This window comes from Martinezella multihospitum, assembly GCF_900094585.1.
Taxonomy (GTDB): domain Bacteria; phylum Pseudomonadota; class Alphaproteobacteria; order Rhizobiales; family Rhizobiaceae; genus Rhizobium; species Rhizobium multihospitium.
On the sequence record NZ_FMAG01000003.1, the window covers coordinates 329,840 to 354,080 of the forward strand.

The 24,241-nt window shown below is 60.5% G+C and carries 26 protein-coding genes; 8 read left to right on the top strand and 18 right to left on the bottom strand.

The window, feature by feature from the left end; genetic code table 11:
• Window positions 1-107: 107 nt before the first annotated feature.
• From GA0061103_RS13190 to glpK, 8 genes are all read right to left on the bottom strand, one after another.
• Window positions 108-620, bottom strand: a complete 513-nt coding sequence (locus tag GA0061103_RS13190) for a GNAT family N-acetyltransferase (protein ID WP_092711816.1) — start codon at window positions 618-620, stop codon at window positions 108-110.
• A gap of 130 nt (window positions 621-750) precedes the next feature.
• Window positions 751-1,179, bottom strand: coding sequence for a DoxX family protein (locus GA0061103_RS13195; RefSeq protein ID WP_092711818.1), 429 nt, complete (start codon window positions 1,177-1,179; stop codon window positions 751-753).
• A 30-nt stretch (window positions 1,180-1,209) separates the two neighbouring features.
• Window positions 1,210-1,680, bottom strand: a complete 471-nt coding sequence (locus GA0061103_RS13200) for an SRPBCC family protein (RefSeq protein ID WP_092711820.1) — start codon at window positions 1,678-1,680, stop codon at window positions 1,210-1,212.
• Window positions 1,681-1,779: 99 nt separating this feature from the next.
• Window positions 1,780-3,036 (bottom strand): RNA polymerase sigma factor, encoded by a 1,257-nt coding sequence (locus GA0061103_RS13205; protein ID WP_092711822.1) that lies wholly within the window; start codon window positions 3,034-3,036, stop codon window positions 1,780-1,782.
• On the bottom strand, window positions 3,033-3,407 hold the full coding sequence (locus GA0061103_RS13210) for a YciI family protein (protein ID WP_092711824.1): 375 nt from the start codon (window positions 3,405-3,407) through the stop codon (window positions 3,033-3,035). Before GA0061103_RS13210 ends, GA0061103_RS13205 begins: the two co-directional genes overlap by 4 nt.
• A gap of 80 nt (window positions 3,408-3,487) precedes the next feature.
• A complete protein-coding gene (locus GA0061103_RS13215) occupies window positions 3,488-4,402 on the bottom strand; it encodes a S66 peptidase family protein (RefSeq protein ID WP_245304747.1) in 915 nt (304 codons plus the stop codon).
• 99 nt (window positions 4,403-4,501) lie between these two features.
• Complete coding sequence (locus tag GA0061103_RS13220) at window positions 4,502-5,305, bottom strand: membrane-anchored protein (RefSeq protein ID WP_092711826.1); 804 nt, start codon at window positions 5,303-5,305, stop codon at window positions 4,502-4,504.
• Between the two features lie 178 nt (window positions 5,306-5,483).
• A complete protein-coding gene (gene glpK / locus GA0061103_RS13225) occupies window positions 5,484-6,986 on the bottom strand; it encodes a glycerol kinase GlpK (protein WP_092711828.1) in 1,503 nt (500 codons plus the stop codon).
• A gap of 223 nt (window positions 6,987-7,209) precedes the next feature.
• On the opposite strand from glpK, the gene GA0061103_RS13230 reads away from it, so the two are divergent.
• From GA0061103_RS13230 to xdhB, 3 genes are all read left to right on the top strand, one after another.
• The gene (locus tag GA0061103_RS13230) at window positions 7,210-7,986 is read left to right on the top strand and encodes a 3-hydroxybutyrate dehydrogenase (RefSeq protein ID WP_092711830.1); all 777 of its coding nucleotides are present in this window, start codon (window positions 7,210-7,212) and stop codon (window positions 7,984-7,986) included.
• 68 nt (window positions 7,987-8,054) lie between these two features.
• The gene (gene xdhA / locus GA0061103_RS13235) at window positions 8,055-9,524 is read left to right on the top strand and encodes a xanthine dehydrogenase small subunit (RefSeq protein WP_092711832.1); all 1,470 of its coding nucleotides are present in this window, start codon (window positions 8,055-8,057) and stop codon (window positions 9,522-9,524) included.
• A 3-nt stretch (window positions 9,525-9,527) separates the two neighbouring features.
• Window positions 9,528-11,867 carry a xanthine dehydrogenase molybdopterin binding subunit gene (gene xdhB, locus GA0061103_RS13240; RefSeq protein WP_092711834.1) on the top strand — a complete coding sequence of 780 codons (2,340 nt, stop codon included), beginning with the start codon at window positions 9,528-9,530 and terminating at the stop codon, window positions 11,865-11,867.
• A 342-nt stretch (window positions 11,868-12,209) separates the two neighbouring features.
• Here xdhB and GA0061103_RS13245 read toward each other — a convergent pair whose 3' ends face one another.
• On the bottom strand, window positions 12,210-12,413 hold the full coding sequence (locus GA0061103_RS13245; protein WP_092711836.1) for a hypothetical protein: 204 nt from the start codon (window positions 12,411-12,413) through the stop codon (window positions 12,210-12,212).
• Between the two features lie 102 nt (window positions 12,414-12,515).
• Here GA0061103_RS13245 and GA0061103_RS13250 point away from each other — a divergent pair, with 102 nt between their 5' ends.
• On the top strand, window positions 12,516-13,412 hold the full coding sequence (locus GA0061103_RS13250) for a LysR substrate-binding domain-containing protein (RefSeq protein ID WP_092711838.1): 897 nt from the start codon (window positions 12,516-12,518) through the stop codon (window positions 13,410-13,412).
• A 3-nt stretch (window positions 13,413-13,415) separates the two neighbouring features.
• Here GA0061103_RS13250 and GA0061103_RS13255 read toward each other — a convergent pair whose 3' ends face one another.
• Window positions 13,416-13,751: a hypothetical protein gene (locus GA0061103_RS13255; RefSeq protein WP_092711840.1), complete on the bottom strand. Its 336-nt coding sequence runs from the start codon at window positions 13,749-13,751 to the stop codon at window positions 13,416-13,418.
• A gap of 215 nt (window positions 13,752-13,966) precedes the next feature.
• Here GA0061103_RS13255 and GA0061103_RS13260 point away from each other — a divergent pair, with 215 nt between their 5' ends.
• The 3 genes from GA0061103_RS13260 to GA0061103_RS13270 are packed head-to-tail and all read left to right on the top strand — an operon-like array spanning window position 13,967 to window position 17,696.
• Window positions 13,967-15,205: a urate hydroxylase PuuD gene (locus tag GA0061103_RS13260; protein WP_092711842.1), complete on the top strand. Its 1,239-nt coding sequence runs from the start codon at window positions 13,967-13,969 to the stop codon at window positions 15,203-15,205.
• The gene (gene guaD / locus GA0061103_RS13265) at window positions 15,202-16,509 is read left to right on the top strand and encodes a guanine deaminase (protein WP_092711844.1); all 1,308 of its coding nucleotides are present in this window, start codon (window positions 15,202-15,204) and stop codon (window positions 16,507-16,509) included. Before GA0061103_RS13260 ends, guaD begins: the two co-directional genes overlap by 4 nt.
• Window positions 16,510-16,556: 47 nt before the next feature.
• On the top strand, window positions 16,557-17,696 hold the full coding sequence (locus GA0061103_RS13270) for an alpha-hydroxy acid oxidase (protein WP_092711846.1): 1,140 nt from the start codon (window positions 16,557-16,559) through the stop codon (window positions 17,694-17,696).
• A 49-nt stretch (window positions 17,697-17,745) separates the two neighbouring features.
• On the opposite strand, the gene GA0061103_RS13275 is transcribed toward GA0061103_RS13270, so the two are convergent.
• The 8 genes from GA0061103_RS13275 to GA0061103_RS13310 all read right to left on the bottom strand — a co-directional run bounded on the left by GA0061103_RS13275 (window position 17,746) and on the right by GA0061103_RS13310 (window position 23,476).
• Window positions 17,746-18,486 (bottom strand): metallophosphoesterase family protein, encoded by a 741-nt coding sequence (locus GA0061103_RS13275; RefSeq protein WP_092711847.1) that lies wholly within the window; start codon window positions 18,484-18,486, stop codon window positions 17,746-17,748.
• A gap of 3 nt (window positions 18,487-18,489) precedes the next feature.
• Window positions 18,490-18,846, bottom strand: a complete 357-nt coding sequence (gene uraH / locus GA0061103_RS13280; protein WP_092711849.1) for a hydroxyisourate hydrolase — start codon at window positions 18,844-18,846, stop codon at window positions 18,490-18,492.
• Window positions 18,843-19,343 (bottom strand): ureidoglycolate lyase, encoded by a 501-nt coding sequence (locus GA0061103_RS13285; protein WP_092711851.1) that lies wholly within the window; start codon window positions 19,341-19,343, stop codon window positions 18,843-18,845. The genes uraH and GA0061103_RS13285 overlap by 4 nt, the downstream gene beginning before the upstream one ends.
• Before the next feature lie 7 nt (window positions 19,344-19,350).
• A complete protein-coding gene (locus tag GA0061103_RS13290) occupies window positions 19,351-19,713 on the bottom strand; it encodes a HepT-like ribonuclease domain-containing protein (RefSeq protein WP_092711853.1) in 363 nt (120 codons plus the stop codon).
• Between the two features lie 228 nt (window positions 19,714-19,941).
• Entirely contained in the window at window positions 19,942-20,439 is a 498-nt protein-coding gene (gene uraD, locus GA0061103_RS13295; RefSeq protein ID WP_092711855.1) for a 2-oxo-4-hydroxy-4-carboxy-5-ureidoimidazoline decarboxylase, read from the bottom strand.
• Window position 20,440: 1 nt separating this feature from the next.
• Window positions 20,441-21,364: an allantoinase PuuE gene (gene puuE / locus GA0061103_RS13300; RefSeq protein WP_092711857.1), complete on the bottom strand. Its 924-nt coding sequence runs from the start codon at window positions 21,362-21,364 to the stop codon at window positions 20,441-20,443.
• Between the two features lie 116 nt (window positions 21,365-21,480).
• On the bottom strand, window positions 21,481-22,188 hold the full coding sequence (locus GA0061103_RS13305) for a DUF1045 domain-containing protein (RefSeq protein WP_092711859.1): 708 nt from the start codon (window positions 22,186-22,188) through the stop codon (window positions 21,481-21,483).
• 103 nt (window positions 22,189-22,291) lie between these two features.
• Complete coding sequence (locus GA0061103_RS13310) at window positions 22,292-23,476, bottom strand: NAD(P)/FAD-dependent oxidoreductase (RefSeq protein ID WP_092711861.1); 1,185 nt, start codon at window positions 23,474-23,476, stop codon at window positions 22,292-22,294.
• Here GA0061103_RS13310 and mnmC2 point away from each other — a divergent pair.
• Window positions 23,475-24,209 (top strand): tRNA (5-methylaminomethyl-2-thiouridine)(34)-methyltransferase MnmC2, encoded by a 735-nt coding sequence (gene mnmC2, locus GA0061103_RS13315; protein ID WP_092711863.1) that lies wholly within the window; start codon window positions 23,475-23,477, stop codon window positions 24,207-24,209. The two genes, GA0061103_RS13310 and mnmC2, sit on opposite strands and share 2 nt — an antisense overlap.
• Window positions 24,210-24,241: the final 32 nt, after the last annotated feature.

Genomic DNA, 24,241 nt, shown 5'->3' on the forward strand with positions numbered 1-24,241 from the left:
AACGTTCAGCGAGAGGCTCAAGGTCGCTTTCGCCCCTTCCCTCCGCGCAGTCAATGTCTTTGTGAGGTTTTCCGCCAGATAGCGCGGCTTTCGAAATCCGAAAGAGGTCAGGAACGCGGATCGTCCGCGAGCAATGCCCAGCGTTCATGGTCGCACCAGACGCCGCCGATTTTCAGATATTTGGGCGAGAACCCTTCCTTGCGGAAGCCGAGCCGCTTGACCAGCGCTATGGACGGATGGTTGCCCGGCTGGATATTGGCCTCGACCCGATGCAGGCCAACCGCATCGAAAGCATGCGCGACGGCAAGACGCACCGCCTCCGTCATGAACCCCTGGCCGGCGAAACCCACCATGCCGTGATAGCCAAGAAAGGCGCTGCGAAAGCCGCCCCAGACCATCTGGCTGATATTGACGACGCCGACGATGCCGCCCGAACCGGGGTCTCGCGCCACCAGCCCGATGTTCGGACCCGTCACCGTCTGACCGAACCACGCGTCGAAACCGTCACGGTCGAGAAAGGGATAGGCCCATGGCACATGGTGGGCTCGGCTGGCGATATTGGCGGCGATCAACTCGTCCGCATCCGATTGCCTGACCGGTGCGATGATCACTTGCGGCATGCCTCGCTCCCCTCGTCAGAGCAATTCCAGGAAACCGGAATTGCGTAGAAACAGACAGAGATCACCTCGGCATTTCCATGAAATGCCGAGGTGATCTGGAGGAGCGAGCCTTAGCAAATCGAATCCGAAATCAAAAGCTTCGCTGAAAGAACGGAATCATTTTCCGAACCGCTTCATAGCGAAGATAAAGTCCGCCCCAGGCGATCACCCCGAGATAAACGCCGAACAGCAGATGCGAGAAGATCGGGCTGCCGACCCGCAAGTGCGTCGCGATCGCCCCACCGAGCAGACCCGTCAGCAGGATGGCGCCGAGAACCGACGTTCTCGGGATCGCATAGAGAATGGCGCAGCCGAGCGTGATGACGCCAAGAAGCCGCGCAAGCGCCGGATCGGCCGAATAGCCGAGCCCCGCCATCGTCTCGGTGACGACTGGAAGCGGAACGAGCTTGATCGCGCCGTCAAAGACAAGAAAGGCAACGACCAGTCCGCTAAGGATCATGCCGGCCACGCGCTGCGCGCGCGTAACCGACGGCAGAGGTGAATCAGCTGCATAAGACATTGTCATATCCCCCGGAATTCTATCGGAAATTCAGATCTTGGCCGCCAGCGCGGCGAGCTGCTCGGCGCACTGGCTCCATCCCTGATGGAAGCCCATCTTCTCATGCGCCTCGCGATCCTCGGCCGACCAATGCAGGACGGTCGCGGTATAGCGGGTCTTGCCGCCACCGAGATCGTCGAGCTGGATCGTCACCACCATGAAGGGCTTTGCCGATGGCACCCAGGCGCTGGTGAAGGCATCCGTGAAGACGATCCGCTCATTGGGAACGACTTCCAGATAGACGCCGTTGCCAGGATAATCCTCGCCTTCGGGGCTGCGCATGGTGATCGAGCTCGAGCCGCCGGCACGCGCGTCGACGCTGGCTGCCGAAACCGTCCATGGCAGCGGCGCGAACCATTGTTTCATAAGCTCCACTTCGGTCCAGCAACGGAAGATCTTGTCTCGCGGTGCGTCGATGACGCGGGTCAGGGAAAGCGCGTGGCGTTGGCTCTGCTCAGTCATGTCTTGCTCCTCTTTGCTGCTTGACGCGGCCTGCTTGGCTCATACTCTAATGACGTTCGAGACCGTCATTTCCCGACAGCGCAGACGCAGATTTTTCGATTATTTTGCAGCGGCAACAGCATCCGCGCTCAGACAATCGAGCTGATGGCGGATATGGGCGGCCTCGGCGGGCGAACGGGCAAGTGCGATGGCTCTGTCGAAGGCGACGCGCGCCTCCTGCGAGCGGCCCAACTGCGCGAGCAGGCCGCCCCTCACTCCATGAAAATAGAAATAGCTGTCAAGCTGCGCTTCCAGCGTCGCAACGAGTGCCAGAGCCTCTTCAGGCCCCTTCAGCTTCGAGAGCGCGACCGAACGGTTGAGCGTGACGACGGGTGACGGCGTCAACCGCTCCAGCATCTGATAGAGAAGGTCGATCTCTTCCCAGTCCGTATCCTCAGCCCTCTTTGCCCTCGAATGCAGCGCTGCGATCGCCGCCTGAACCTGATAGGGGCCTGGCCGGCGATGGCGGATCGCTTTGTCGAGAAGGGCGAGCGCCTCGTCTATCGATGTCCGATCCCATAGCGAACGATCCTGATCTTCCAGAAGGATGATCTGCCCGTCCGCATCGAAACGAGCGTCCTTGCGCGATTGCTGCAGGAGCATCAGCGCCAGCAGCGCCATGGTTTCCGGCTCGGAGGGAAAGATCCGCAACAGCAACCGGCCAAGCCGGATCGCCTCGTCGGCGAAGGCGGCGGCCTCGCGATGCGTCCCACCGGCGGAATAGCCCTCGTTGTAGATGAGGTAGATCATGGCGCTCACGAGAGCCAGCCTTTCGCTCCGCTCGACGGCGCCCGGCGTCTCGAAGGGAACACCGGCTGCGGCCACCCGTGCCTTCGCGCGGGTGATCCGCTGCTCCATCGCGCTCTCGCTCACCAGAAAAGCGCGGGCGATCTGCTGCACCGAAAGGCCGGAAACGATGCGCAAAGCCAGCGCAATCTGCTGCGTTGCCGGCAGATCCGGATGGCAGCAGATGAACAGCAGCCGGAGAATATCGTCGCGGTATCCGGAGCCATCAAGCCGTTCGGCCAGATCACTCTCCACATCACTCGTATCGGAGATCGCCTCTTCATCCGGCAGGCTCTGCAATTTGGCCTGCTTGCGCACCGTATCGATGCCGCTGTTGCGGCCGACGAAGATCAGCCAGGCAATGGGATCGCGCGGCGGCCCCTTGTCGGGCCAGGTCTTCAAAGCCCTGAGGCAGGCCTCCTGAAAGGCCTCCTCGGCGGTGTCGAGATTGCGGAAATAGCGCAAAAGCGCGCCCATTACCTGGGGCCGGGCATTGGTAAGAGCGATGTCGATCCAAGCAATGTCGGTCATGTCGCAACAGCTCCCGGCCGGAAGACGTAAAGCGGGCGGATTTCATAGGAGCCGACGCCAGGATTGGCCGCCGCAAGCTCCTTCGAAAAACCGATGGCTTCGTCGAGGGTCTCGAAATCGACCACATAGAAGCCGAGCAACTGCTCCTTCGTTTCCGCAAAGGGACCGTCAATGACGATCGGCTCGTTCTTGCCCTTGCGCAACGTCGTTGCCGCCGTCGTCGGCATCAAGCGCGCCACGGGACCGAGCTTGCCGGCCTCCCTGAGCGGCTCCTGCACGGCAATCAGCCGTGCCATGGTTGCCTCCTCCTGTTCCTTGGACCAGGCGAATACGGTATCTTCGTCGTTGTAGCATAGGATCGCATAGAGCATGAGGATTCCCTTCTCCCTTTAAAGACGAAGGAATATCATCTGCACCGACAGGCTACGTCAAAAAAATATTGAAGAGGACGTCAGACGTTCCCCCGCCGGATCGCCAGGATACCGGCCTTCGCATCGAGCTCCGCCACCGCACCGATCAAGGCGCTTGCCGGGCTATCGCCATGCCCGAGCGGCAAGCCGCCGAGGATCGGGACATTCAGTGCCGTCAAATGCTCACGCAGGATATCGATTACCGAATAAGGGCGATCGAATTCGAAGTCGGTAAACTGACCGACAGCAACACCTGCCAAACCATCCAGATGCCCCGCTTTGCGCAGCATCGTCATCTGCCGGTCCACCTGACCGGGATACAGACCGATGGCCTCAAGCAGCAGGATGGCACCGTGCATATCCGGCAGCGCCCAGCCTGCGGATGCCGCCACCATATCGAGGTTGCCACCGATCAGCCTGCCCTTGACCGTTCCGTTTGTCGTCAGCCGCGAGGTCGGCTCTTCCGGGCGCGCTGCAATGATGATGTCCTCGATTGCCATCAACGCCTGCCGTAGCGAGTCATGCGTATAGGGGCTAACGCTCTCTTCACCCGGCCCGATAGAAAAAGCGCCGTGAATGCCGACCTGATGGCAATGCCTCAGCAGGATCAAATGCAATGCGGTGATATCGCTGAAGCCGATGACGAATTTCGGGGCACGCCGCGCCGCGGCAAAATCCAGTTGATCCGCGATGCGATAAGCTCCCTTGCCGCCGCGCGTGGTGAAGATCGCCCGCACATCGGGATCGCGAAGCGCGGCGTTAAGGTCCGACAGCCGCTCTTCGTCCGTGCCAGCAAGATAATTCCACTTGCGGAAGACATGTTCGCCGAAATCGACTGTAAGCCCCCAGCCCTTCAGGATTTCGGCGTTCCTCAGAACCCTGTCCCTGTCGGGCGAGCTTGCGGGCGACACAAAGCGCACCTTGTCGCCCGGCCGTGGTGGCGGCGGCATCAGCATTGGACTGACCTCTGCTCAATCGAGTGATTCCATGCCGCGATCTTGGCACGGAATCACGACCAGCGTCAGCCGCAGATTGACCGTTGGCGAGCCCTTGGCTCAAGGGTTGATGACAGCCGCAGCCGTTATCGGTGCCGGTCGCTTGCCCTTGGCATCGGCTTCGACTGTCCGGCCGGCCTTCGCCTTGCCTGTCCATAGCGGCAGACCGACCGATTGCGAAACGCCAGGATCGGCGGTGAACACAGGATAGCCGCGCTCGATCAGCCGCTCGAGAACCTCACGGTCCTTCCGCACATGCAGTCGCGCCAGATTTTCCGTGTTGTAGACGTGCCCACCGGAATCGGGATTGATGCCTGTGATGATGACTTCAGTCGCGCCATTATAGAGCGCGAAGAGCACGGCGTTGATGCCGTTGGAGCATTTGTCGTCCGCACCGAGCTCGCTGCACTTCACCCCGCCGACCCGGTCGAGCAATGCCATGCGCTTGTAGCGATCGACGATCTCAAGCTTGTCGTAGCCGTAATTGAAGGCTTTCAGCCCGTCTTCCAGCCGCTGAAACTCCTTCCGCCATAACAGGACGTAGAGCATCTTCGTGCGCTCGCCATTCAGCACGCGGCGCACCTCGACGGCGTTTGTATTCGTTCCCTCGATCTGGTTGAACTGGACGAGCGTCACGTCGGGCGCCTCTATTCCCCAGCCCTTCGTCACCATCTGCGAACCATTGATGGTGATGACCCGGAAGCTCTCATCGAAATCCGCCGGCCTGTTCGAAACGGGTGCCGAGCCGACGACGAGAACAGGCCCATCGAACCGCTTGGCCAGCATCGGCGGCTTCGGTCTGGTCAAATGATATTTGATCTGCCGATAGTAATGTTTTTTCAGTTCGGAAAATTGAGCAGCCATTATTCGCTTTATCGTCTCTTAAGAAGGCGTCCGTCCTCGAACGGCTCGCTCCGGCGAAAGGTGGCCCGGAATCCTCCCCGAGCCACGAACAATGCGAGTATCGCTGCGCGCACTTATATAAGCAAAATAAAGAAATCTTACACGATATAACCTAGGGTGAGCGGTCGGCGAAGGCCGATCATCCCTGCCGTGTACTCAAGGTGCGCGAGACCGCGCTCTTCCAGCCTTTAAGCTTCGCGTTTCGGGTCTTGTCATCCATGCCGGGCTCGAAGCGCTTGTCACGCGCCCAGGCCTTCGCGAAACCCGCACGATCCGGCCAAACGCCGGCGCGGCTGCCCGCAAGCCAGGCAGCACCCAGCGCGGTCGTTTCGAGGATCGTCGGGCGGTCGACCGGTGCATCCAGCAGATCGGCGAGCCGCTGCATCGTCCAGTCGGAAGCGACCATGCCGCCATCGACACGCAGCACCGTATCCTGCCCGCTGCCATTGCGCCAATCCCTATGCATGGCATCCAGCAGATCGCGCGATTGGTAGCAGACGGCTTCCAGCGCCGCCCGGACGATTTCCTCAGGTCCGGTATTGCGCGTAAGGCCGAAGATCGCGCCGCGTGCATCCGGATCCCAATGCGGCGCTCCTAAGCCAGTGAAAGCCGGCACGAGATAGACCTCCTGCAGCGGATCGGCCTTTGCCGCCAGCTCGCCGGAATCCGAAGCGCGCTGGATCGCCTTCAGACCATCACGCAGCCATTGCACGGCGGCGCCCGCGATGAAGATCGAGCCTTCCAGCGCATAGGTCGTCTCGCCATTCAGCCGGTAGGCAATGGTCGTCAGCAGGCGGCTTTTCGAACGCACCATATCCGCGCCGGTATTGAGAAGCGCGAAGCAGCCGGTGCCATAGGTGGATTTCATCATGCCGCGCTCGAAGCAGGCCTGGCCGATCGTTGCCGCCTGCTGATCGCCGGCAACGCCGAGGATCGGAATTTCGGCGCCGAAATGCGAGGAATCGGTCACGCCGAAATCATCGGCGCAATCCTTCACTTCGGGCAGCATCGCCGCGGGAACTCGCAGGATGTCGAGCAGCTCCTCGTCCCATTCGTTCGCGCCGATATTGTACATCAGCGTCCGCGAGGCATTGGTTGCATCGGTGACGAAGCTCTTGCCGCCAGTCAGCCGCCAGATCAGGAAGGTATCGATGGTGCCGAAGCACAGCTTGCCTTTGGCGGCAAGGGAACGCGCACCCTTCACATTGGTCAAGAGCCAGGCGAGCTTGGTGCCGGAGAAATAGGGATCGAGCAGCAGGCCGGTGCGGCGTGTGAACAGCTTTTCCAGGTTCTGACGCTTGAGCTTCTCGCAATAGCTCGCCGTGCGGCGGTCTTGCCAGACGATGGCGTTGTGGATCGGCTTGCCCGTCTCGCGATCCCAGACGACGACTGTCTCGCGCTGGTTGGTGATGCCGAGCGCGGAAATATCCTTGGCGGTAATGCCGGCAGCCTCGATCGCTTTGCGAACGGTGACGAGAACAGAGGACCAGATCTCTTCCGGATCATGCTCGACCCAGCCGGGCTTCGGATAATGCTGGGTGAATTCCTTCTGCCCGACACCGGCCACCTTCATCTTGCCGTCGAAAACGATAGCCCGCGTCGACGTCGTTCCCTGATCGATCGCCAAGACATAACCGCTCATGCATTCCTCCCGCCTTATTGCATCCCGAAACAACAAATACGCGAGCAAAACGAATGTGAAAAGAAAGCAAAACGAAATTTTTCGCCAAAGGATACGCTTTCCGCTTCACGGCATCGTGGCCGAGGGGCCGGTAGCAATGCGATTGCCATATCCGCAGGTTTGGGACTAGGTTTGGGCCGTTTTGCACTGCAGCAGGGAAGCTGCGCTGTCCAAGGAGAAGATCATGGCTAGAACAGTTGTCGTCACCGGTTCCACGAGCGGTATCGGCCTCGCCATCGCGACGGCCTTCGCCGCAAAGGGCGATAACGTCGTCATCAACGGCTTCGGAAAACCGGAGGAAATCGATGCGATCAAGAGCAAGCTCGAAGCCTCCGGCGGCGGTAAGGTGATCTATCATCCGGCCGACATGACCAAGCCCGCCGAGATCGCCGACATGATTGCAACGGCCAATTCCACCTTCGGCAGCGTCGATGTCCTCGTCAACAATGCCGGCATCCAGCATGTCGAGAAAATCGAGGATTTCCCCATCGAGAAGTGGGATCAGATCATCGCGATCAATCTCTCCAGCTCCTTCCACACGATCCGCGCCGCAATTCCCCTGATGAAGGCCAAAAAATACGGCCGCATCATCAACATCGCCTCGGCACACGGCCTGGTCGCCTCCCCGTTCAAATCCGCCTATGTCGCTGCAAAACATGGTATACTTGGGCTGACCAAGACGGCGGCGCTGGAGCTTGCCGAATTCGGCGTCACGGTGAACGCCATTTGCCCCGGCTACGTGCTGACCCCGCTTGTCGAGAAGCAGATCCCGGACACCGCGAAGGCCCGCGGTATGACCGAGGAGCAGGTCAAGAACGAAGTCATCCTCAAGGCCCAGCCCACGCATGAATTCGTCAAGGCCGAGGAGATCGGCGCCCTCTCGCTCTACCTTGCCAGCGACGAGGCACGCCAGGTGACCGGCACGCACGTCTCGATTGACGGTGGCTGGACCGCAGAATAACCATATACGGTTAGGGCCGGATTCGTCTGCGCATCCGGCCCCACCAAGACATTATAAACGGGAACGACATGAGCGACAGTATTCGCTTTATCCTCAACGGCGAGGATATCACGCTATCCAGCCTGCGCCCCACCGAGACGCTGCTCGACTTCCTGCGCCTACAGCGGCGCCTGACAGGAACGAAGGAAGGCTGCGCGGAAGGCGATTGTGGCGCCTGCACGGTGCTTGTGGGACGCCTGATCGATGGCGGGCTGCATTATGAGTCCGTCAATGCCTGCATCCGCTTCGTCGGCTCGCTGCATGCGACGCATGTCGTGACTGTCGAGCATCTGGCCGCCCAGAATGGCACCCTCCATCCCGTGCAGCAGGCCATGGTCGATTGCCACGGCTCGCAATGCGGTTTCTGCACGCCGGGCTTCATCATGTCGCTCTATGGCCTGTGGCTTTCGACGGAGAAGCCGAGCCGCGCGCAGATCGAGAAGTCGCTGCAGGGCAATCTCTGTCGATGCACGGGCTACGAGCCGATCGTCAAGGCGGCAGAGCAGGTCAGCCAGAAGCGGCCGAGCGCGCTCTTCGATCCCCTCGAAAAAACCAGAGCCGATATCATCGCCCGCCTTTGGGCCATGCAGGGCGGCGACACCATCGAGATTGTCGAGGGTGAGGATCACCTCATCGTGCCGGGCTCCGTTTCCGCTTTGGCACAGGTGCTTGCCGCAGAGCCGAAGGCAACCGTTGTCGCCGGCTCGACCGATGTCGGCCTGTGGGTGACGAAGCAGATGCGCCGGCTCAATCCGGTCGTCTTCATCAACCACCTGACCGATCTGCAGAAAATCTCGGTGGAAGCGGAAGGGCTGAGCATCGGCGCCGGCGTCACCTATAGCCGCGCCTTTGCAGCGATCAGCGAAAAGATCCCGGCCTTTGCAAGCCTCATCAATCGAATCGGCGGCGAGCAGGTGCGCAACATGGGCACGATCGGCGGCAATATCGCCAACGGCTCGCCGATCGGCGACACGCCACCGCCGCTGATCGCGCTCGGCGCAACGGTCAAATTGCGCTCGACAGCGGGAACGCGCAGCCTGCCGCTGGAGGATTTCTTCATCGATTATGGCAAGCAGGACCGGCATCCCGGCGAATTTGTGGAAGGCATCTTCGTGCCCTACCCGGCCGTTTCAGCGCATTTCGCCGTCTACAAGATCTCCAAGCGCCGCGACGAGGATATTTCGGCCGCCTGCGGCGCCTTCCATCTGTCATTGGATGCTGCCGGCAATGTCGAAGATATCCGCATCGCCTTCGGCGGCATGGCCGGTACGCCGAAGCGCGCGCGCATGGTCGAGGCAGAATTGATCGGCAAGCCGTGGACGGAGGCAACCGTCATGGCCGCACGCAACGCCTTCGACGCGGACTACACGCCGCTGACCGATTGGCGCGCCTCGGCCGAATATCGCCAATTGACCGCCAAGAACCTGCTCATCCGCTTCTATCTCGAGACATCAGGTGCACCGCAGGAATTGAAGCGCTTTGCGGCGGCGGAGGTCTGAGCCATGGACAAATCCTCTTTCGATGAACGCAAGGTCGTCATCAACGGCTCCATGCATGGGTCGCTGAAACATGATTCCGCACACAAGCACGTCACCGGAGCCGCCGATTATATCGACGATATTCCCGAGCCTGCCGGGCTGCTGCACGGAGCACTCGGCCTTTCCGACCGTGCCCATGCGGAGATTGCCGGCATCGATCTCTCGGCCGTTAAAGCCTATCCGGGTGTCGTCTGGGTCTTCACCGGCGCGGATATACCTGGCGTCAACGACACCAGCTCCAACGGCATGCACGACGAGCCACTGCTTGCCGAAACCAAGGTCGAGTTCCACGGCCAACCGATCTTCGCAGTCATCGCCGAAACGCGCGACGCCGCCCGCCGCGCCGCCCGCCTTGCCAAGATCGACTATCGCGACCTCTCGCATTGGAGCGATATCGACGGCGCGCTCGCCAATGGCGCGCCGCTCGTCTACGAACCGATGACACTGAAGCGCGGCGAGCCTGAAACCGAGATGGCCAACGCCATCAATCGTATCAAGGCGCAGATGCGCATCGGCGGTCAGGAGCATTTCTATCTCGAAAGCCATATCGCCATGGCGATCCCCGGCGAGGACGATGAGGTCGCGGTCTGGTCGTCAACGCAGCATCCAAGCGAAATCCAGCATATCGTCGGCCATGTCCTCGGCATTCCGTCCAATGCCGTGACCGTCAATGTGCGCCGCATGGGCGGCGGCTTTGGCGGCAAGGAAACGCAGGGCAATCAGTTCGCAGCACTCGCCGCCGTCGCCGCCAAGAAGCTCGGCCGTGCCGTGAAATTCCGTCCCGACCGCGACGAGGACATGAGCGCCACGGGCAAGCGTCACGACTTCCTGGTGGACTACGAAGTCGGCTTCGACGATGAAGGCCGCATCCACGCTGTCGACGCCACCTATGCCGCTCGCTGCGGCTTCTCCTCCGATCTTTCCGGTCCGGTGACCGACCGCGCGCTGTTCCACGCGGATTCGAGCTATTTCTATCCGCATGTGCACCTGGTCTCGAAGCCGCTGAAGACGCATACCGTCTCCAACACCGCCTTCCGCGGTTTCGGCGGCCCGCAAGGCATGGTCGGCGGCGAACGCATGATCGAGGAGATTGCCTATGCGCTCGGCAAGGACCCACTGGAGGTCCGACGCGCCAATTTCTACGGCCAGCCGGGCTCGGGCCGGACGCTGACCCCCTATCATCAGGAGGTCACCGACAATATCATCAACCGCATCGTCGATGAGCTGGAACAGAGTTCCGACTATCAGGCGCGGCGCAAGGCGATCATCGAATTCAACCGCTCCAGCCGTTTCATCCGCAAGGGCATTGCGCTGACACCGGTGAAGTTCGGCATTTCCTTCACCATGACCGCCTTCAATCAGGCCGGCGCGCTGGTGCATATCTATCAGGATGGCTCCATTCACCTGAACCACGGCGGCACAGAAATGGGCCAGGGTCTTTATACGAAGGTTGCGCAGGTTCTGGCCGACAGCTTCCAGGTCGATATCGAGCGGGTGAAGATCACCGCGACGACGACGGGCAAGGTGCCGAATACCTCGGCAACGGCTGCCTCCTCCGGCTCCGACCTGAACGGCATGGCGGCTTATGATGCCGCTCGCCAAATCAAAGAAAGGCTGGTCGCCTTCGCGGCCGAAAAATGGGGCGTCGGCGCCGAGGAGGTTCAGTTCCTGCCGAACCGTGTGCGGATCGGAGAAACGGAAATCTCCTTCCCCGATTTCGTCAAGCAGGCTTATTTCGCCCGTGTCCAGCTCTCGGCCGCCGGCTTCTACAAGACCCCGAAGATCCATTGGGATCGCAAGGCCGGCCGCGGCACGCCCTTCTACTATTTCTCCTATGGCGCCGCCTGCTCGGAAGTGTCGATCGATACGCTCACCGGCGAATATTTGATCGACCGCGCCGATATCCTCCACGACGTCGGCCGTTCGCTTAATCCGGCTATCGATATCGGCCAGGTCGAAGGTGCCTTCGTCCAAGGCATGGGCTGGCTGACGACGGAAGAGCTCTGGTGGGACGCCAAGGGCCGGCTGCGGACACACGCACCCTCCACCTACAAGATCCCGCTCGCCTCCGACCGCCCGAAGATCTTCAACGTGCGCCTGGCGGAATGGTCGGAAAATACGGAAGCCACCATCGGCCGCTCGAAAGCGGTCGGCGAGCCGCCCTTCATGCTGCCGATCTCAGTGCTGGAGGCACTATCGATGGCGGTCGCCAGCGTCGCGGATTACCGCGTCTGCCCGCGTCTCGACGCCCCTGCCACGCCGGAACGCGTGCTGATGGCGGTGGAGCGCCTGAAGGGCATGTGAGTCCTCCCAGGATGGGAAGGTTGCCGTGATGGCGACAAGCAGGGGGTCTGAGGTCGAACTTCAGGCTTGAATATGCCGCAGCATACCCCCTCTGTCACTGTCGTGACATCTCCCCCACAAGGGGGGAGGTTGGTAAACCGTGGCCTCTTCCGCGCGTATCAAACGAACCTAACATCCATGCAAACGATGTTGTGATGTTCTGCCAGTCGGCGCGGCAGACTCCCAACGATCTCCCCTTTGTGGGGGAGATGTCACGACAGTGACAGAGGGGGTACATACTCTCCGTTCATCACAATATTCAAAATCAGTGACCTTTCCTTACCCCTCGCCAGTCCTCACCATCTACAGCAGCCGCCTGTCGTCATAATGCGGCTCGCGTCCATCGAGAAATCCAAGGTCACGCTTCAGCCGATCCGGCATCTCGTCGAGATCGAGATGCGGCGATGGTTCTCGATGCGCAAGGAACACCTGCGATAGCGATTCCCGAAGACGCGACAGAACCGAAGGCCGCGCTGCCCGCACCGGTTCTACAACATAGCAATCCATGACAACACCTCAGTCAAATCAACGATATGATTTGCAGTTTCATGCAAAAAATGCTGGAATTCCAATCGAACTATCGTCTGCATACATAAAGAGAACTTATCCATGAAGCAGTCCAAGCGCTTCCCGCTGAATGCGCTACGCGTCTTCGAGGCCGCTGCCCGGCACGGCAGTTTCACGCGGGCCGGCGAAGAGCTTGGCATGACGCAGACGGCGGTCAGCTATCAGATCAAGCTGCTGGAGGAGACTGTGGGGGAGCCGCTATTCCTGCGTCGTCCGCGGCAGATCCTGTTGACCGAGGCCGGGGAGCAGCTTGCACCGAAAATCGCTGAAGCCTTCGCCCTGCTGCAGGAGGCCATGGCCTCGATCAGCGGCGACGCCGAAACGACGTTGCGCATCCATTCGACCCCCACCTTCGCCTCACAGTGGCTGGCCCGCCATATCGGTTCGTTTCAGCTGAAGCATCCCAATATCGCCGTTCGGCTGGACACCTCGGGCTCGATCATCGACTTCGCCCGGGAGCCCTCCGATATCGCCATCCGCGCCGGACGTGGCCAGTGGCCGGGACTGCGCGCCCATCTTTTGATGAAGGTCTATTTCACGCCGATGCTGAGCCCGGCGCTTGCGGAAACGGTCGGCGGCATACACGAACCGGCCGACCTCCTGAAGCTCCGCATCATCGATGCGGGCGACCCATGGTGGGTCCAATGGTTTAAGGAGGCTGGCGTCCCCGACCCCGGCCTCCAGGGCCGGCCGCGAAGCAGGCTCGGCGCCCAGAGCTTCGAGGCGAGCGCGGCGTTGGCCGGTCAGGGTGTCGCCATCCTGACCCCGGAGTTCTATGCGGATGATCTGGCCTCCGGCCGGTTGATCCAGCCCTTCGATATTCTTTCGTCCGACAATACGGACTATTGGATCGCTTATCCGGAAAACAGGCGTCATACGCCGCGGATCCGCGCCTTCAGGGATTGGCTTCTCGGCGAATTCGGCATGCCGCTGGAATAACGCTCAATCAGACATGTCAGGCGCATAGAAGCATCGCGGCGTGTTCTCGTCCGGAAACAGACAGAGATGATAAGCCCCGTCAGGCGAACGCATGGCCTTATTCTGCGGTAGGTTGAAGATATGCGCATGCGTTATATAGCGATGATCGCCGGGATTGAGCGTCACTCGATAGCCGCCGGGTACAATGGTGACGGTGCGCGAGGGGATCATCTCGCAATCCCCCGTCTTGCTGTCACCATTGCAGCAATATGGGTCGTAGGACCAGCCGGAGGGCGCCTCATGCGCCAGGGCGAAGGCTGCTGAGAGAAGAAAAAATACGAACGTCAGAATACCACGCATGGGCAATTCTCCGTCGAAAGATAGACGGCTGCCGCGGACACGGCCCGCTCCAAGCAGCCGAGGGCGTTTTATTAAAAAACTGCCATAATCTGATCTAATGCGGCCGGGGCGCCAGACAAGAGCGTGGCTTTTTGCGGGCGCAGCAAACTCTCCCCCTTCCCTCCGTCGCCAACATTTTGCAAGGTGCGGAGTCGGAGGAAGAAAAGGGGAACTGAATGTATGAATACGCCATAGCGTGGGAATGGCTGGCTTTTGCCGCCCGCTGGTTCCACGTCATAACCGCCATTGCCTGGATCGGTTCGTCTTTCTACTTCATCGCGCTCGATCTCGGGCTGGTGAAGCGCCCACATCTTCCACCCGGCGCCTATGGCGAAGAATGGCAAGTCCACGGTGGCGGCTTTTATCATATCCAGAAATATCTCGTGGCTCCCGCGCAGATGCCAGAGCACCTGACCTGGTTCAAATATGAAAGCTATTTCACCTGGATTTCCGGCTTCCTGATGCTGTGCATCGTCTATTACGGCGGTGCCAATCTCTTCCTCATCGACCGGCATGTGCTCGATGTCAGCGTTCCCGTCGCAATCCTGATTTCGCTCGCTTCGCTTGCCGGCGGCTGGATCGTCTACGACCTGCTTTGCAAGTCCCCGCTCGGCAACAACACCTGGGGCCTGATGATCGTGCTTTACGCCGTCCTGGTCTTCATGGCCTGGGGCTACACGCATCTCTTCACCGGCCGCGCCGCCTTCCTGCATCTCGGCGCCTTCACCGCGACGATCATGTCGGCGAACGTCTTCATGATCATCATTCCCAATCAGAAGATCGTTGTCGCAGACCTCATTGCCGGCCGCACGCCCGACCCTAAATATGGCCGTATCGCCAAGCAGCGCTCGCTGCACAACAACTATCTGACGCTGCCTGTCATCTTCTTCATGCTGTCGAACCACTATCCGTTGGCTTTCGGCACAGCCTATAATTGGGTGATCGCGGCGCTGGTTTTCCTCATGGGGGTCACCATCCGTCACTGGTTCAACACGACACATGCCCGCAAGGGTCATCCAACCTGGACCTGGATCGTTACCGTCGTCCTCTTCATTATCATCATGTGGCTTTCGACCGTTCCGAAGGTGCTGACCGACGAGAAGGAGGCCAATGCAATTCCTCCCGCCTTCCAGCAGTATGCCTCGGATATACATTTCTCGTCCGTCAAAGAGATAGTTTCGACGCGTTGCACCATGTGCCATTCGGCCGAACCCGTCTATGAGGGGATTGTTCGGCCGCCAAAGGGCGTAATGCTGGAAAATGACGAGCAAATCGCTATGCATGCCCGGGAGATCTATATTCAGGCCGGCCGCAGCCATGCCATGCCTCCGGGCAATGTCACCGAGGTGACGCCCGAGGAACGCAAATTGCTGGTCGCCTGGTTCGAAAGCTCCATCGGAGAAAAAAGCCAATGACCACCCTTCTGCGCGGCCGACTGCTTTCCTTCAAGCGCCTGCCGCAAAGCCTCGATGATACGGGCAGCTACGCTTACGAAAGCGACGGCGGCCTGCTGATCGAGAACGGCATGATCGTCGCGACCGGCCCCTACGTTGATATAAAGGCGCAGGCGCCGGAAGGCGTCATCGAAATCGACCACCGCCCGCATCTGATCCTGCCGGGGTTCATCGATATGCACCTGCATTTCCCGCAGATGCAGGTGATCGCCTCCTATGCCGCCAACCTCCTGGAATGGCTGAATACCTATACGTTCCCCGAGGAATGCCGCTTCGTCGAAAGCGCCCATGCCGAGCGGATCGCCAAGCATTTCTATGACGAGATGATCCGCCACGGCACTACCACGGCAGTTGCCTACTGCTCGGTGCACAAGACCTCCGCCGATGCCTATTTTGCCGAAGCCATGCGCCGCAACATGCGCATGGTCGGCGGCAAGGTGATGATGGATCGCCATGCGCCGCAGGGCCTGCTCGACACGCCGGAGATGGGCTATGACGAGACCCGTCAGGTGATCGCTGATTGGCACGGCAAAGGCCGCAACCATGTCGCCATCACGCCGCGCTTCGCCATCACCTCGACGCCGGCGCAGATGGAGGCGACGGCCGCGCTTGCCCGCGAATTCCCGGATCTGCATATCCAGACACATCTCTCCGAAAACCACGAGGAGATCGCCTTTACCTGCGAGCTCTATCCGGAAGCCATCGACTATACCGATATCTATGCGCGCTACGGGCTGCTAGGCCCCAAGAGCCTGTTCGGCCATGCGATCCACCTCTCGGAGCGCGAAGCCGACGCCATGAGCGAGGCCGGCGCGGTTGCGGTGCATTGCCCGACCTCGAACCTGTTTCTCGGCTCCGGCCTCTTCCCGCTGAAGGCGCTGGCACGTCGCGAAAAGCCCATACGCATCGGTGTTGCCACCGATATCGGCGGCGGCTCCAGCTATTCGATGCTGCGCACCATGGATGAGGCCTACAAGATCCAGCAGTTGCTCGGCGAGCGCCTGAACCCGCTCGAAAGCTACTATTACATGACGCGCGGCAATGCCGAGGCGCTCTCGCTCGTCGACAAGATCGGCACGCTCGACGCCGGCACCGAAGCCGACCTCATCGTCCTCAACGCCGCCGCAACATCGGCCATGGCGCTGAAGATGGAGGTGACGAAGAGCCTCACCGAAGAGCTGTTCCTGCTTCAGACCATGGGCGACGACCGGGCGATCGTCGAAACCTATGTTGCTGGAAATCCGATGAAATCGATCCTGCAATGAGGCAATCCCAACCCACCTCCATGTAACCATCCAGAAGGCAAAGAGCCATGACCGCGCCGCTGACCATCGCCGAACTGAAAACGCTTGCACAGCGGCGCGTGCCGAAAATGTTCTTCCAGTATGCCGATTCCGGATCGTGGACAGAGTCGACCTATCACGCGAACGAGGCGGATTTCGCCAAGATCAAGCTGCGTCAGCGCGTCCTCGTCGACATGTCCGACCGGTCGCTGGCAACCACGATGGTCGGCCAGAAGGCATCCATGCCCGTGGCGCTGGCGCCGACCGGTCTTACAGGCATGCAGCACGCCGATGGCGAGATGCTGGCAGCACGCGCTGCGGAAGAATTCGGCATTCCCTTCACGCTCTCGACGATGAGCATCTGCTCGATCGAGGACATCGCCTCGGTCACGAAGCAGCCTTTCTGGTTTCAGCTCTACGTCATGAAGGACCGCGATTTCGTCCTGAACCTGATCCAGCGTGCCAAGGCGGCAAAATGCTCGGCGCTGGTGCTGACGGCCGACCTGCAGATCCTCGGGCAGCGCCATAACGATATCCGCAACGGGCTTTCGGCGCCGCCGAAAATGACGGTGAAAAACCTCTGGCAGATGGCGATAAGACCAGGCTGGTGCATGGAGATGCTGAAAACCAAGCGTCGTTCCTTCGGCAATATCATCGGCCATGCCAAGGATATTTCCGACATGACGACCCTGTCGCACTGGACGCATTCGCAGTTCGACCCCAAGCTCTCCTGGAGCGATGTCGCCTGGATCAAGGAGCAATGGGGCGGCCCGCTGGTCATCAAGGGTATTCTTGACCCTGAGGATGCAAAGGCGGCCGTCGATACCGGCGCCGACGCCATCATCGTCTCCAACCATGGCGGACGGCAGCTCGACGGCGCGCATTCCTCCATCAGCATGCTACCGAGGATCGTCGATGCCGTTGGCGACAGGATCGAGGTGCATATGGACGGCGGCATCCGCTCCGGCCAGGACGTGCTGAAGGCCCTAGCCCTCGGCGCCAAGGGCACCTTTATCGGTCGCCCCTTCCTTTATGGTCTCGGCGCCATGGGCAAGGAAGGCGTCTCGCTGGCGCTCGAAATCATCCGCAAGGAGCTGGATATCTCCATGGCGCTCTGCGGCAAGCGGGATATCAAGGCGGTGGACCGGTCGATTCTGGCTGACCTTTAAAAGCGCAGTCGTTGCCGCAAAACCGCTACACAATTTTACGCGGCATATTCTAGCGCAGCCAGCCCGTCGCCAGACCGCTCGCCCACTCCTCGCGGCCATTCTGCGCCGCAAGTTCCGCCATTGCCATGTGATCATAGGCGACCTGTCGGAAGGCCGGCAGCCAATGATCACCAGCCTTTTCCAGAATGGCATAGGAAGCGAAGGGATGACCGGCCTCCACCTGGTGATGGTAGGGCAGATCATCATCATAGGCCGGGCAACCGACGCTGCCGGGATTGACGATCAGGCGGCCGTCTGAAAGGCGAACGGCGCGTGGAATATGGCTATGACCGCACAGGATCAGCGGGAAATCGATACCGGCGGCAAGCGCCTCGATCTCTTCCAGCGGCTTCAAATAGACATGACCGTCCTGTGAGACGGATTCGAGCCAATAGACACTATCATTAGCCGGCGTCGCATGGCAGAGATAGGCCTCATGCAGATGAACCGCACTGACGGGCAAGGCGCGCAGCCATTCGAGATGGCGCTCCGTCAGTTCAGAATGCGCGACCCTATCTGAAACATGCATCGTTTCAGGCGCCTGTTCGATCAGATACCGGTCGTGATTGCCACGCACCGTCAGCGCATTCAGTTCCAGCAGCAAGTCGGCCGTCTTTCCCGCCGTCAGCGGCCCGCTGAAGCAATCGCCGAGATTGACGATCTCGGTGATGCCTTGCCTGCGGATATCCGCAAGCACGGCCTCGAGCGCCAGATGATTGCCGTGAATGTCTGCTATGGCTGCAAAACGCAAATCTCAGCTCCCGCGATAGGTGGAATAGCCGTAGGGCGAAATCAGCAGCGGCACATGATAATGCGCCGTGGTATCAGCGATACCGAACCGGATCGGCACCAGATCGAGGAAAGCCGGCTCCGGCAGCCTGGTGCCGCTGGCACGCAGATAGTCTCCAGCGCGGAACAGCAGCTCATAAGTGCCGGCAACGAAGCTGTCGCCGATCAGAATGGGGCCGCCATCCACGCGCCCGTCGGCATTGGTCGTTACCGTCTTCAGATGCGTGCGAGCGTCACCCTCGATCCTGAAGAGATCGATGACCAGGCCTTCGGCCGGCTTGCCGAGAGCAGTATCGAGCACGTGAGTGGTCAGTCCGGTCATAGCGTCGGTGCTCCGATGATGAAGGGCGTGTTGAAGAAATATTCCTCGAGGTTGTTCTCCGACCCATCACGATCCACGATAAGGAAATCGCTCTGCTCGTCGAGTGCCATCAGGGGATAATGCCAGACATTGACCCGGTAATTCACGCCCTGGTCGCCGCGCGCAAGGAAGACTTGCGGCCGGCCCGGCTTGCCACCCTCATCCTCTGCAACAACGATGAGGAACGGCCGGCCGTTCAGCGGCACGAAACACTGGCTGCCGAAGGGATGGCGCTCCATCATGTCGATCAAGAAGGGAAAGGCACGCGGCTGGCCGCGAAAGAGGTTCAGGATAACCCGCGCCCCGTCACCGAGAGCTTCGGCATTCGACAACGCATGGAAACGCTCGGTCGTGCCACCGTTGATGTACCGCATGGTCGCGGGATCCGCCTCGATCACATCGCCGAATGGCTCGAACGAGGCCTTTGCCAAAGGATGGATATCTAGATGCTGTGTCATTGACTGATTATTCGCCTTCCGCTCGCCAGTGGCGAATGGAGTCCAGTTGCAGGAGCAACTCCGGAAGGGATTTGTGCACGATGCCCCACAGGGCCGCCAACTCGATGTCGACATACCCTTGCGCAATCCGATTCCGGAAGTCCTGCATCACATGCCAAGGCAGCTCCGGATGGTCAACGACAAACTCCGGATATTCTTCAGCAATGCGTGTGGCAACCTCGCCGATCAGCAGGAGATTCATGCCGACGGCACGCTGTTTCTCGACACTCTTGAAGAAGGTGACTTGATCGACGTCCCGGAGGAATTGACCGGTTTCGGATGCAGCCTGTTGCATGTGCTCAAGGTAGGCGATCAACCGATCCAGGCTCATGCCGGCTTCCTTTCGCCGGCGATGCCCGCTGTCTTCTCGATGATACGCCCTTCGGCGTCGCGGCTCATCTGGCCGCTTCTATCTCTGTTCAATGCTCCCGCGGCCCCATGACTTGGTGTTTTATCAAGCGGATGCTAAGCCATGAACGGACCGAAAAATAGCACGCACATTCCTGGGAAGCCCATGCGGCGATATGCAAAGGAAGGATGGCGGCCCGCAGGCCGCACATCAGGCTTCAGGCAGCATCGATTGCAGACGCAGGAGAGCGATCTTCTCGACCTGAGCGGCGGCCGTCGCAAATTCCGCATCCCGGCCATTGTCGATCCGGGTTTCGAAGGCCGCAAGAATATCGTCCTTGCCGAGCCCCTTCACCGCAATGATGAAGGGAAAGCCGAACTTCGTCACATAGGCCGCATTGAGTTCGGTAAAGCGAGCATGCTCCTCGGGGCTCAGCCGGTCGAGCCCGGCACCGGCCTGCTCCTTGCGGCTATCCTCGGTCAGCTCGCCGGCAATCGCCAACCGGCCGGCGAGATCCGGGTGAGCCTGCAGCACGCCGAGCCGCTCCGCTTCACTGGCAGCACGGAAGACCTTCACCAGTGTCGAATGCACGCCGCCGGAGGTCAATGGCTCCACAATCGCGCCGGCATCATAAGCGCGCTCGGCAACGAAAGGCGAATGTTCGAAGACGCCGCCGAAGCGGCCGACAAAATCGTCCCGCGAGATCATATCAGCGCGCGCCTCCGGGAAGATGATTCTCATACCAGTGGTTGGCGATCTCGATCCGCTTTGGGATCCATACCTTGTCGTGCTTCTGCACATATTCGATGAACCGCCGCAAGGCGGCGGCGCGGCCGGGACGGCCGACAAGGCGGCAATGCAACCCCACGGACATCATCTTCGGGCTGCCCTGCTTGCCCTCTTCATAGAGCGTGTCGAAGGCATCCTTGAGATAGGTGAAGAACTGGTCGCCGGAGTTGAAACCCTGCGGCGTCGCAAAACGCATGTCGTTGGTTTCGAGCGTATAGGGGATGATCAGGAACGGCTTGCCGTTCAAACCATCGATCCAGAAAGGCAGATCGTCGGCATAGGAGTCGGAGGAATAGAGGAAGCCACCCTCCTCCATGACGAGCCGCAGCGTGTTGTCGGACGGCTTGCCCTGATACATCCCGTACGGCCGCTCACCGGTCAGTTCCGTGTGCAGCCGAACGGCTTCGATGATGTGCTTGCGTTCCAGATCCTCGGAAAAGTCCTTGTATTCCAGCCAGCGATAGCCGTGGCTGGCAATTTCCCAACCCGCTTCCTTCATGGCGGCAACCGCTTCCGGATTGCGCGCCATCGCAAGTGTCACGCCATAGACGGTCGCCGGAACCTTGAGCTCGGTGAACATGCGCCACAACCGCCAGAAGCCGGCACGTGAACCATATTCGTAGATCGATTCCATGTTGAGATTGCGCTGATTCGGCCAGGTGGCCGCGCCAACGATCTCGGAGAGCAGGTTTTCGGACCCTGGGTCACCGTCGAGAATGCAGCTTTCCCCACCCTCTTCATAGTTGATCACGAACTGCACCGCGATGCGGGCGTCACCCGGCCATTTCGGGTCCGGAGTGTTGCGGCCATAGCCGACGAGATTACGGGGGTAGATTTCCGACATTGGATGCACCTTCTCTGATCGCGGAACGGTAACATCCATGCCGGGAAAGTCGAGACGGAAACTGGGAAAATCACTTTCGCTTCAAAGCGAGGTATTGGCGCGCGCCAGTCGCTAATCTAGGCGATCTTGCGCGCGCTGACTTTTCCCATCGGATGCAGCGAGTGCACGCGGAAGGGGCCGCCTGCCCCATCTTCCATCATAAGCGCGATGTTGGCTACGGGAACGGGCGCGGCGAGAGCCGGCTCGAAAAACTCGCGCAAAGCATGCTCGATACGCGCCATGTCGGCGGGGCTAACCGTGCCCGTCAGCATCATCTGGAAGCGGAACTCGTCCATGACATGCGGATGCCCCCAGCGATGCAGATTGGCAAATTGCGTCGCCGACAGGCCGTCCGGATCGATGCGCTCGATTTCTGCTTCGCTCAAGGGAGCCCTGTATTGATCGAAGGTCTGCACCAGCGATGCCGCCAGGAAATGCATCTGCTGGCTTGGCGCCGAAGGAACGAGGCCCAGCGCGCCGCCGAGCCGCGCAACCTCGAGCCTTGGGATTTCGAAGGGCGCGACCGTGCCGGAAAAGCGCATCAGGTCGCGTAACAGCCCGGCCTCGGACATATCCTCTGCCAGCCGGAACGGCGCCTTGAGCAAACCCATGAAGCCATAGCGGCGCGGCACTGCAGTGTAGAAAGCGATCTCGTGAATGCCGAGCCCGCGGATCGCAGGCGGATCGACCATCTCGCCGGAATAGACGTTGCGGCCGAGCCAATTCGCCGCCACAAGCGTCAGCGGATCGCTCGCAGACGGTGTGAAGCAAATGGCATACCGCATAAAATTCCTCCAGGGCGTAACATCAGGCAGACCGAACCGGCACCGATGGCCAAGGAGATAGGTGATTTGCGTGACAGATTGACGACCCGGAAGCGGCGTGAATTCACGTTTTATGTGATATGACTGAAATATGACTTGCTAAAGTGAAACTCTGCGGCAACTTGAAGCAATGGCGCATACCCGCCGCCTCCCGCACCGCCGCCTCTGCCAGCCGATGCGCAAGTCCGAAGCTCACTTTGAAACCGCCCGTCAATGCGATTAACGACGGATGATCTGGATGCGCGCCCACCATCGGATCGCGATCCACGGCCTTCGGGCGCAGGCCCGCCCAACGCTCGACCACCTGCGCGCCGGCAAGCACCGGCGCCATGGCGCGTGCCGCTGCAAGCAGATCGTCGAGTTGTCCATCCGTCGACAACGGATCGTCGAACCGATTCTCGCTCGTGCTGCCAACTGCGACCAACCCATTCTCATGCGGGACGATATAAAGACCATCGCGGAAGATAACGGGCAAGCCACCGTCGACATCGGCCTTCAGCATCGCCGCTTGCCCTTTGACCGGTTGACCGAGCGAGGCTTTGCGTCCCTCCGTCAATTCATCAAGGATTGGAAACGAGCGGTAGCCGGCAGAAAGGATGCAACGTCCGAAGCGAATGTCGCCATCGCTTGAACGCGCAAGGCACCGCTCTGGATCGATGTTCTCGACGGTAACGCCTTCGCAAAGCCGGACATGTCGTGCCGCTGCCAGAAACCTCCGCAGGACTTCCAGAAACGCCCGCGGCGCGACGCGGGCCGCCAGTGTATCGTGGACAAATCCGCTTTCGCCGGCTGAAGGTTCGATCCAGCCCTCGATGGGTGCCGCATCGAGCACATGCCAGTGAAACCGGCGCTCCCCATGCCGCCAATGCGCCTCCGCATCTCGGGAATGGCCAAGCGCGATCTGCCTCAAATGCGGCTTCGGCATCGGGATCAGGCGGCCGGCGCGACGATAGCCAGCCGAAAGCCCGGTCTCCGCCTCCAGGACCGCAATCTCCGCCTCCAGCGCGACAAGCGCGTCGAACTGAAACTGCTTCTTCTCGGACCATTTGCCCGGCATATGCGGCATCAGCGCACCGAGCAGGCCGCCACTCGCCCCTTGTCCGAAAGGGCCCGCTTCGACAAGCAATGCCCGGATGCCAAGACGCTCGGCATGAACAGCTGCCCACAGGCCCATGATCCCGCCACCGACGATCAGCAGATCGACGGACGATTGACCCACAGGTCCTGGAGGATTATCGGCTCTTTCCATGACAGATCCAGTTTCCGATCGGACCAAGGCATCCGAAACCAATACGGCAAGCCCGGAGCTCGAATGGCGCGACGGCGATATGCCCTATTCGACCGCATTTGGCGACCATTTTTATTGCCAGACCGACGGCAGGCTGGAATGCGGCCACGTCTTCCTCGCCGGCAATGGCCTGCCCGATCGCTGGCACGGGCGGCAGGATTTCCGCATCGGCGAACTCGGCTTCGGCACCGGCCTGAACTTCTGTGAGACCTGGCGCCACTGGCGGCAGCAAGCCGCCCCCGGTGCGGATCTGCACTTCATGTCCTTCGAACTCTATCCCATGCGCGCCGAAGAAATCGATCGTGCCTTATCGCACTGGCCTGAAATCGACAGCGAGCGCCAGGCTCTTGCCGCGGCCTGGCCTGCACATCCGGATGGCATCGTGTCGCTCGGGCTCGACGCGCATACGCGCCTCAGCGTTGTTTGCGGCCCTGCTCTCGAAGGCGTCAGCCACGCCGAACCGGGCTTTGACGCCTGGTATCTCGACGGTTTCGCGCCCTCGCGCAATGCCGACATGTGGTCGCCGGAACTGATGCAGACGCTCCATGGCAAAACGGGTCCGAACGGCACCTTCGCCACCTATGCAGCGGCTGGCTTCGTGCGGCGAAACCTGCAGGCGGCGGGATTTATCGTGGAGCGACGCCAAGGCTTTGCCGGCAAGCGCGAAATGCTCTGCGGCATCAAGCAGGCCTGAGGCCTGGCTGATGTGCCGGGCCAGGCGGCAAC

Bases quoted from the DNA above. Each gene is read 5' to 3' on its own strand.
- GA0061103_RS13205 (WP_092711822.1), bottom strand. From the start codon at position 3,036: ATGACCGACATTGCTTGGATCGACATCGCTCTTACCAATGCCCGGCCC.
- GA0061103_RS13270 (WP_092711846.1), top strand. From the start codon at position 16,557: ATGACCGCGCCGCTGACCATCGCCGAACTGAAAACGCTTGCACAGCGG.
- GA0061103_RS13200 (WP_092711820.1), bottom strand. From the start codon at position 1,680: ATGACTGAGCAGAGCCAACGCCACGCGCTTTCCCTGACCCGCGTCATC.
- GA0061103_RS13220 (WP_092711826.1), bottom strand. From the start codon at position 5,305: ATGGCTGCTCAATTTTCCGAACTGAAAAAACATTACTATCGGCAGATC.
- GA0061103_RS13215 (WP_245304747.1), bottom strand. From the start codon at position 4,402: ATGCTGATGCCGCCGCCACCACGGCCGGGCGACAAGGTGCGCTTTGTG.
- xdhB (WP_092711834.1), top strand. From the start codon at position 9,528: ATGGACAAATCCTCTTTCGATGAACGCAAGGTCGTCATCAACGGCTCC.
- GA0061103_RS13190 (WP_092711816.1), bottom strand. From the start codon at position 620: ATGCCGCAAGTGATCATCGCACCGGTCAGGCAATCGGATGCGGACGAG.
- mnmC2 (WP_092711863.1), top strand. From the start codon at position 23,475: ATGACAGATCCAGTTTCCGATCGGACCAAGGCATCCGAAACCAATACG.
- guaD (WP_092711844.1), top strand. From the start codon at position 15,202: ATGACCACCCTTCTGCGCGGCCGACTGCTTTCCTTCAAGCGCCTGCCG.
- GA0061103_RS13310 (WP_092711861.1), bottom strand. From the start codon at position 23,476: ATGGAAAGAGCCGATAATCCTCCAGGACCTGTGGGTCAATCGTCCGTC.
- GA0061103_RS13195 (WP_092711818.1), bottom strand. From the start codon at position 1,179: ATGTCTTATGCAGCTGATTCACCTCTGCCGTCGGTTACGCGCGCGCAG.
- xdhA (WP_092711832.1), top strand. From the start codon at position 8,055: ATGAGCGACAGTATTCGCTTTATCCTCAACGGCGAGGATATCACGCTA.
- GA0061103_RS13230 (WP_092711830.1), top strand. From the start codon at position 7,210: ATGGCTAGAACAGTTGTCGTCACCGGTTCCACGAGCGGTATCGGCCTC.
- GA0061103_RS13285 (WP_092711851.1), bottom strand. From the start codon at position 19,343: ATGACACAGCATCTAGATATCCATCCTTTGGCAAAGGCCTCGTTCGAG.
- puuE (WP_092711857.1), bottom strand. From the start codon at position 21,364: ATGTCGGAAATCTACCCCCGTAATCTCGTCGGCTATGGCCGCAACACT.
- uraD (WP_092711855.1), bottom strand. From the start codon at position 20,439: ATGATCTCGCGGGACGATTTTGTCGGCCGCTTCGGCGGCGTCTTCGAA.
- uraH (WP_092711849.1), bottom strand. From the start codon at position 18,846: ATGACCGGACTGACCACTCACGTGCTCGATACTGCTCTCGGCAAGCCG.
- glpK (WP_092711828.1), bottom strand. From the start codon at position 6,986: ATGAGCGGTTATGTCTTGGCGATCGATCAGGGAACGACGTCGACGCGG.
- GA0061103_RS13255 (WP_092711840.1), bottom strand. From the start codon at position 13,751: ATGCGTGGTATTCTGACGTTCGTATTTTTTCTTCTCTCAGCAGCCTTC.
- GA0061103_RS13210 (WP_092711824.1), bottom strand. From the start codon at position 3,407: ATGCTCTATGCGATCCTATGCTACAACGACGAAGATACCGTATTCGCC.
- GA0061103_RS13260 (WP_092711842.1), top strand. From the start codon at position 13,967: ATGTATGAATACGCCATAGCGTGGGAATGGCTGGCTTTTGCCGCCCGC.
- GA0061103_RS13250 (WP_092711838.1), top strand. From the start codon at position 12,516: ATGAAGCAGTCCAAGCGCTTCCCGCTGAATGCGCTACGCGTCTTCGAG.
- GA0061103_RS13290 (WP_092711853.1), bottom strand. From the start codon at position 19,713: ATGAGCCTGGATCGGTTGATCGCCTACCTTGAGCACATGCAACAGGCT.
- GA0061103_RS13305 (WP_092711859.1), bottom strand. From the start codon at position 22,188: ATGCGGTATGCCATTTGCTTCACACCGTCTGCGAGCGATCCGCTGACG.
- GA0061103_RS13245 (WP_092711836.1), bottom strand. From the start codon at position 12,413: ATGGATTGCTATGTTGTAGAACCGGTGCGGGCAGCGCGGCCTTCGGTT.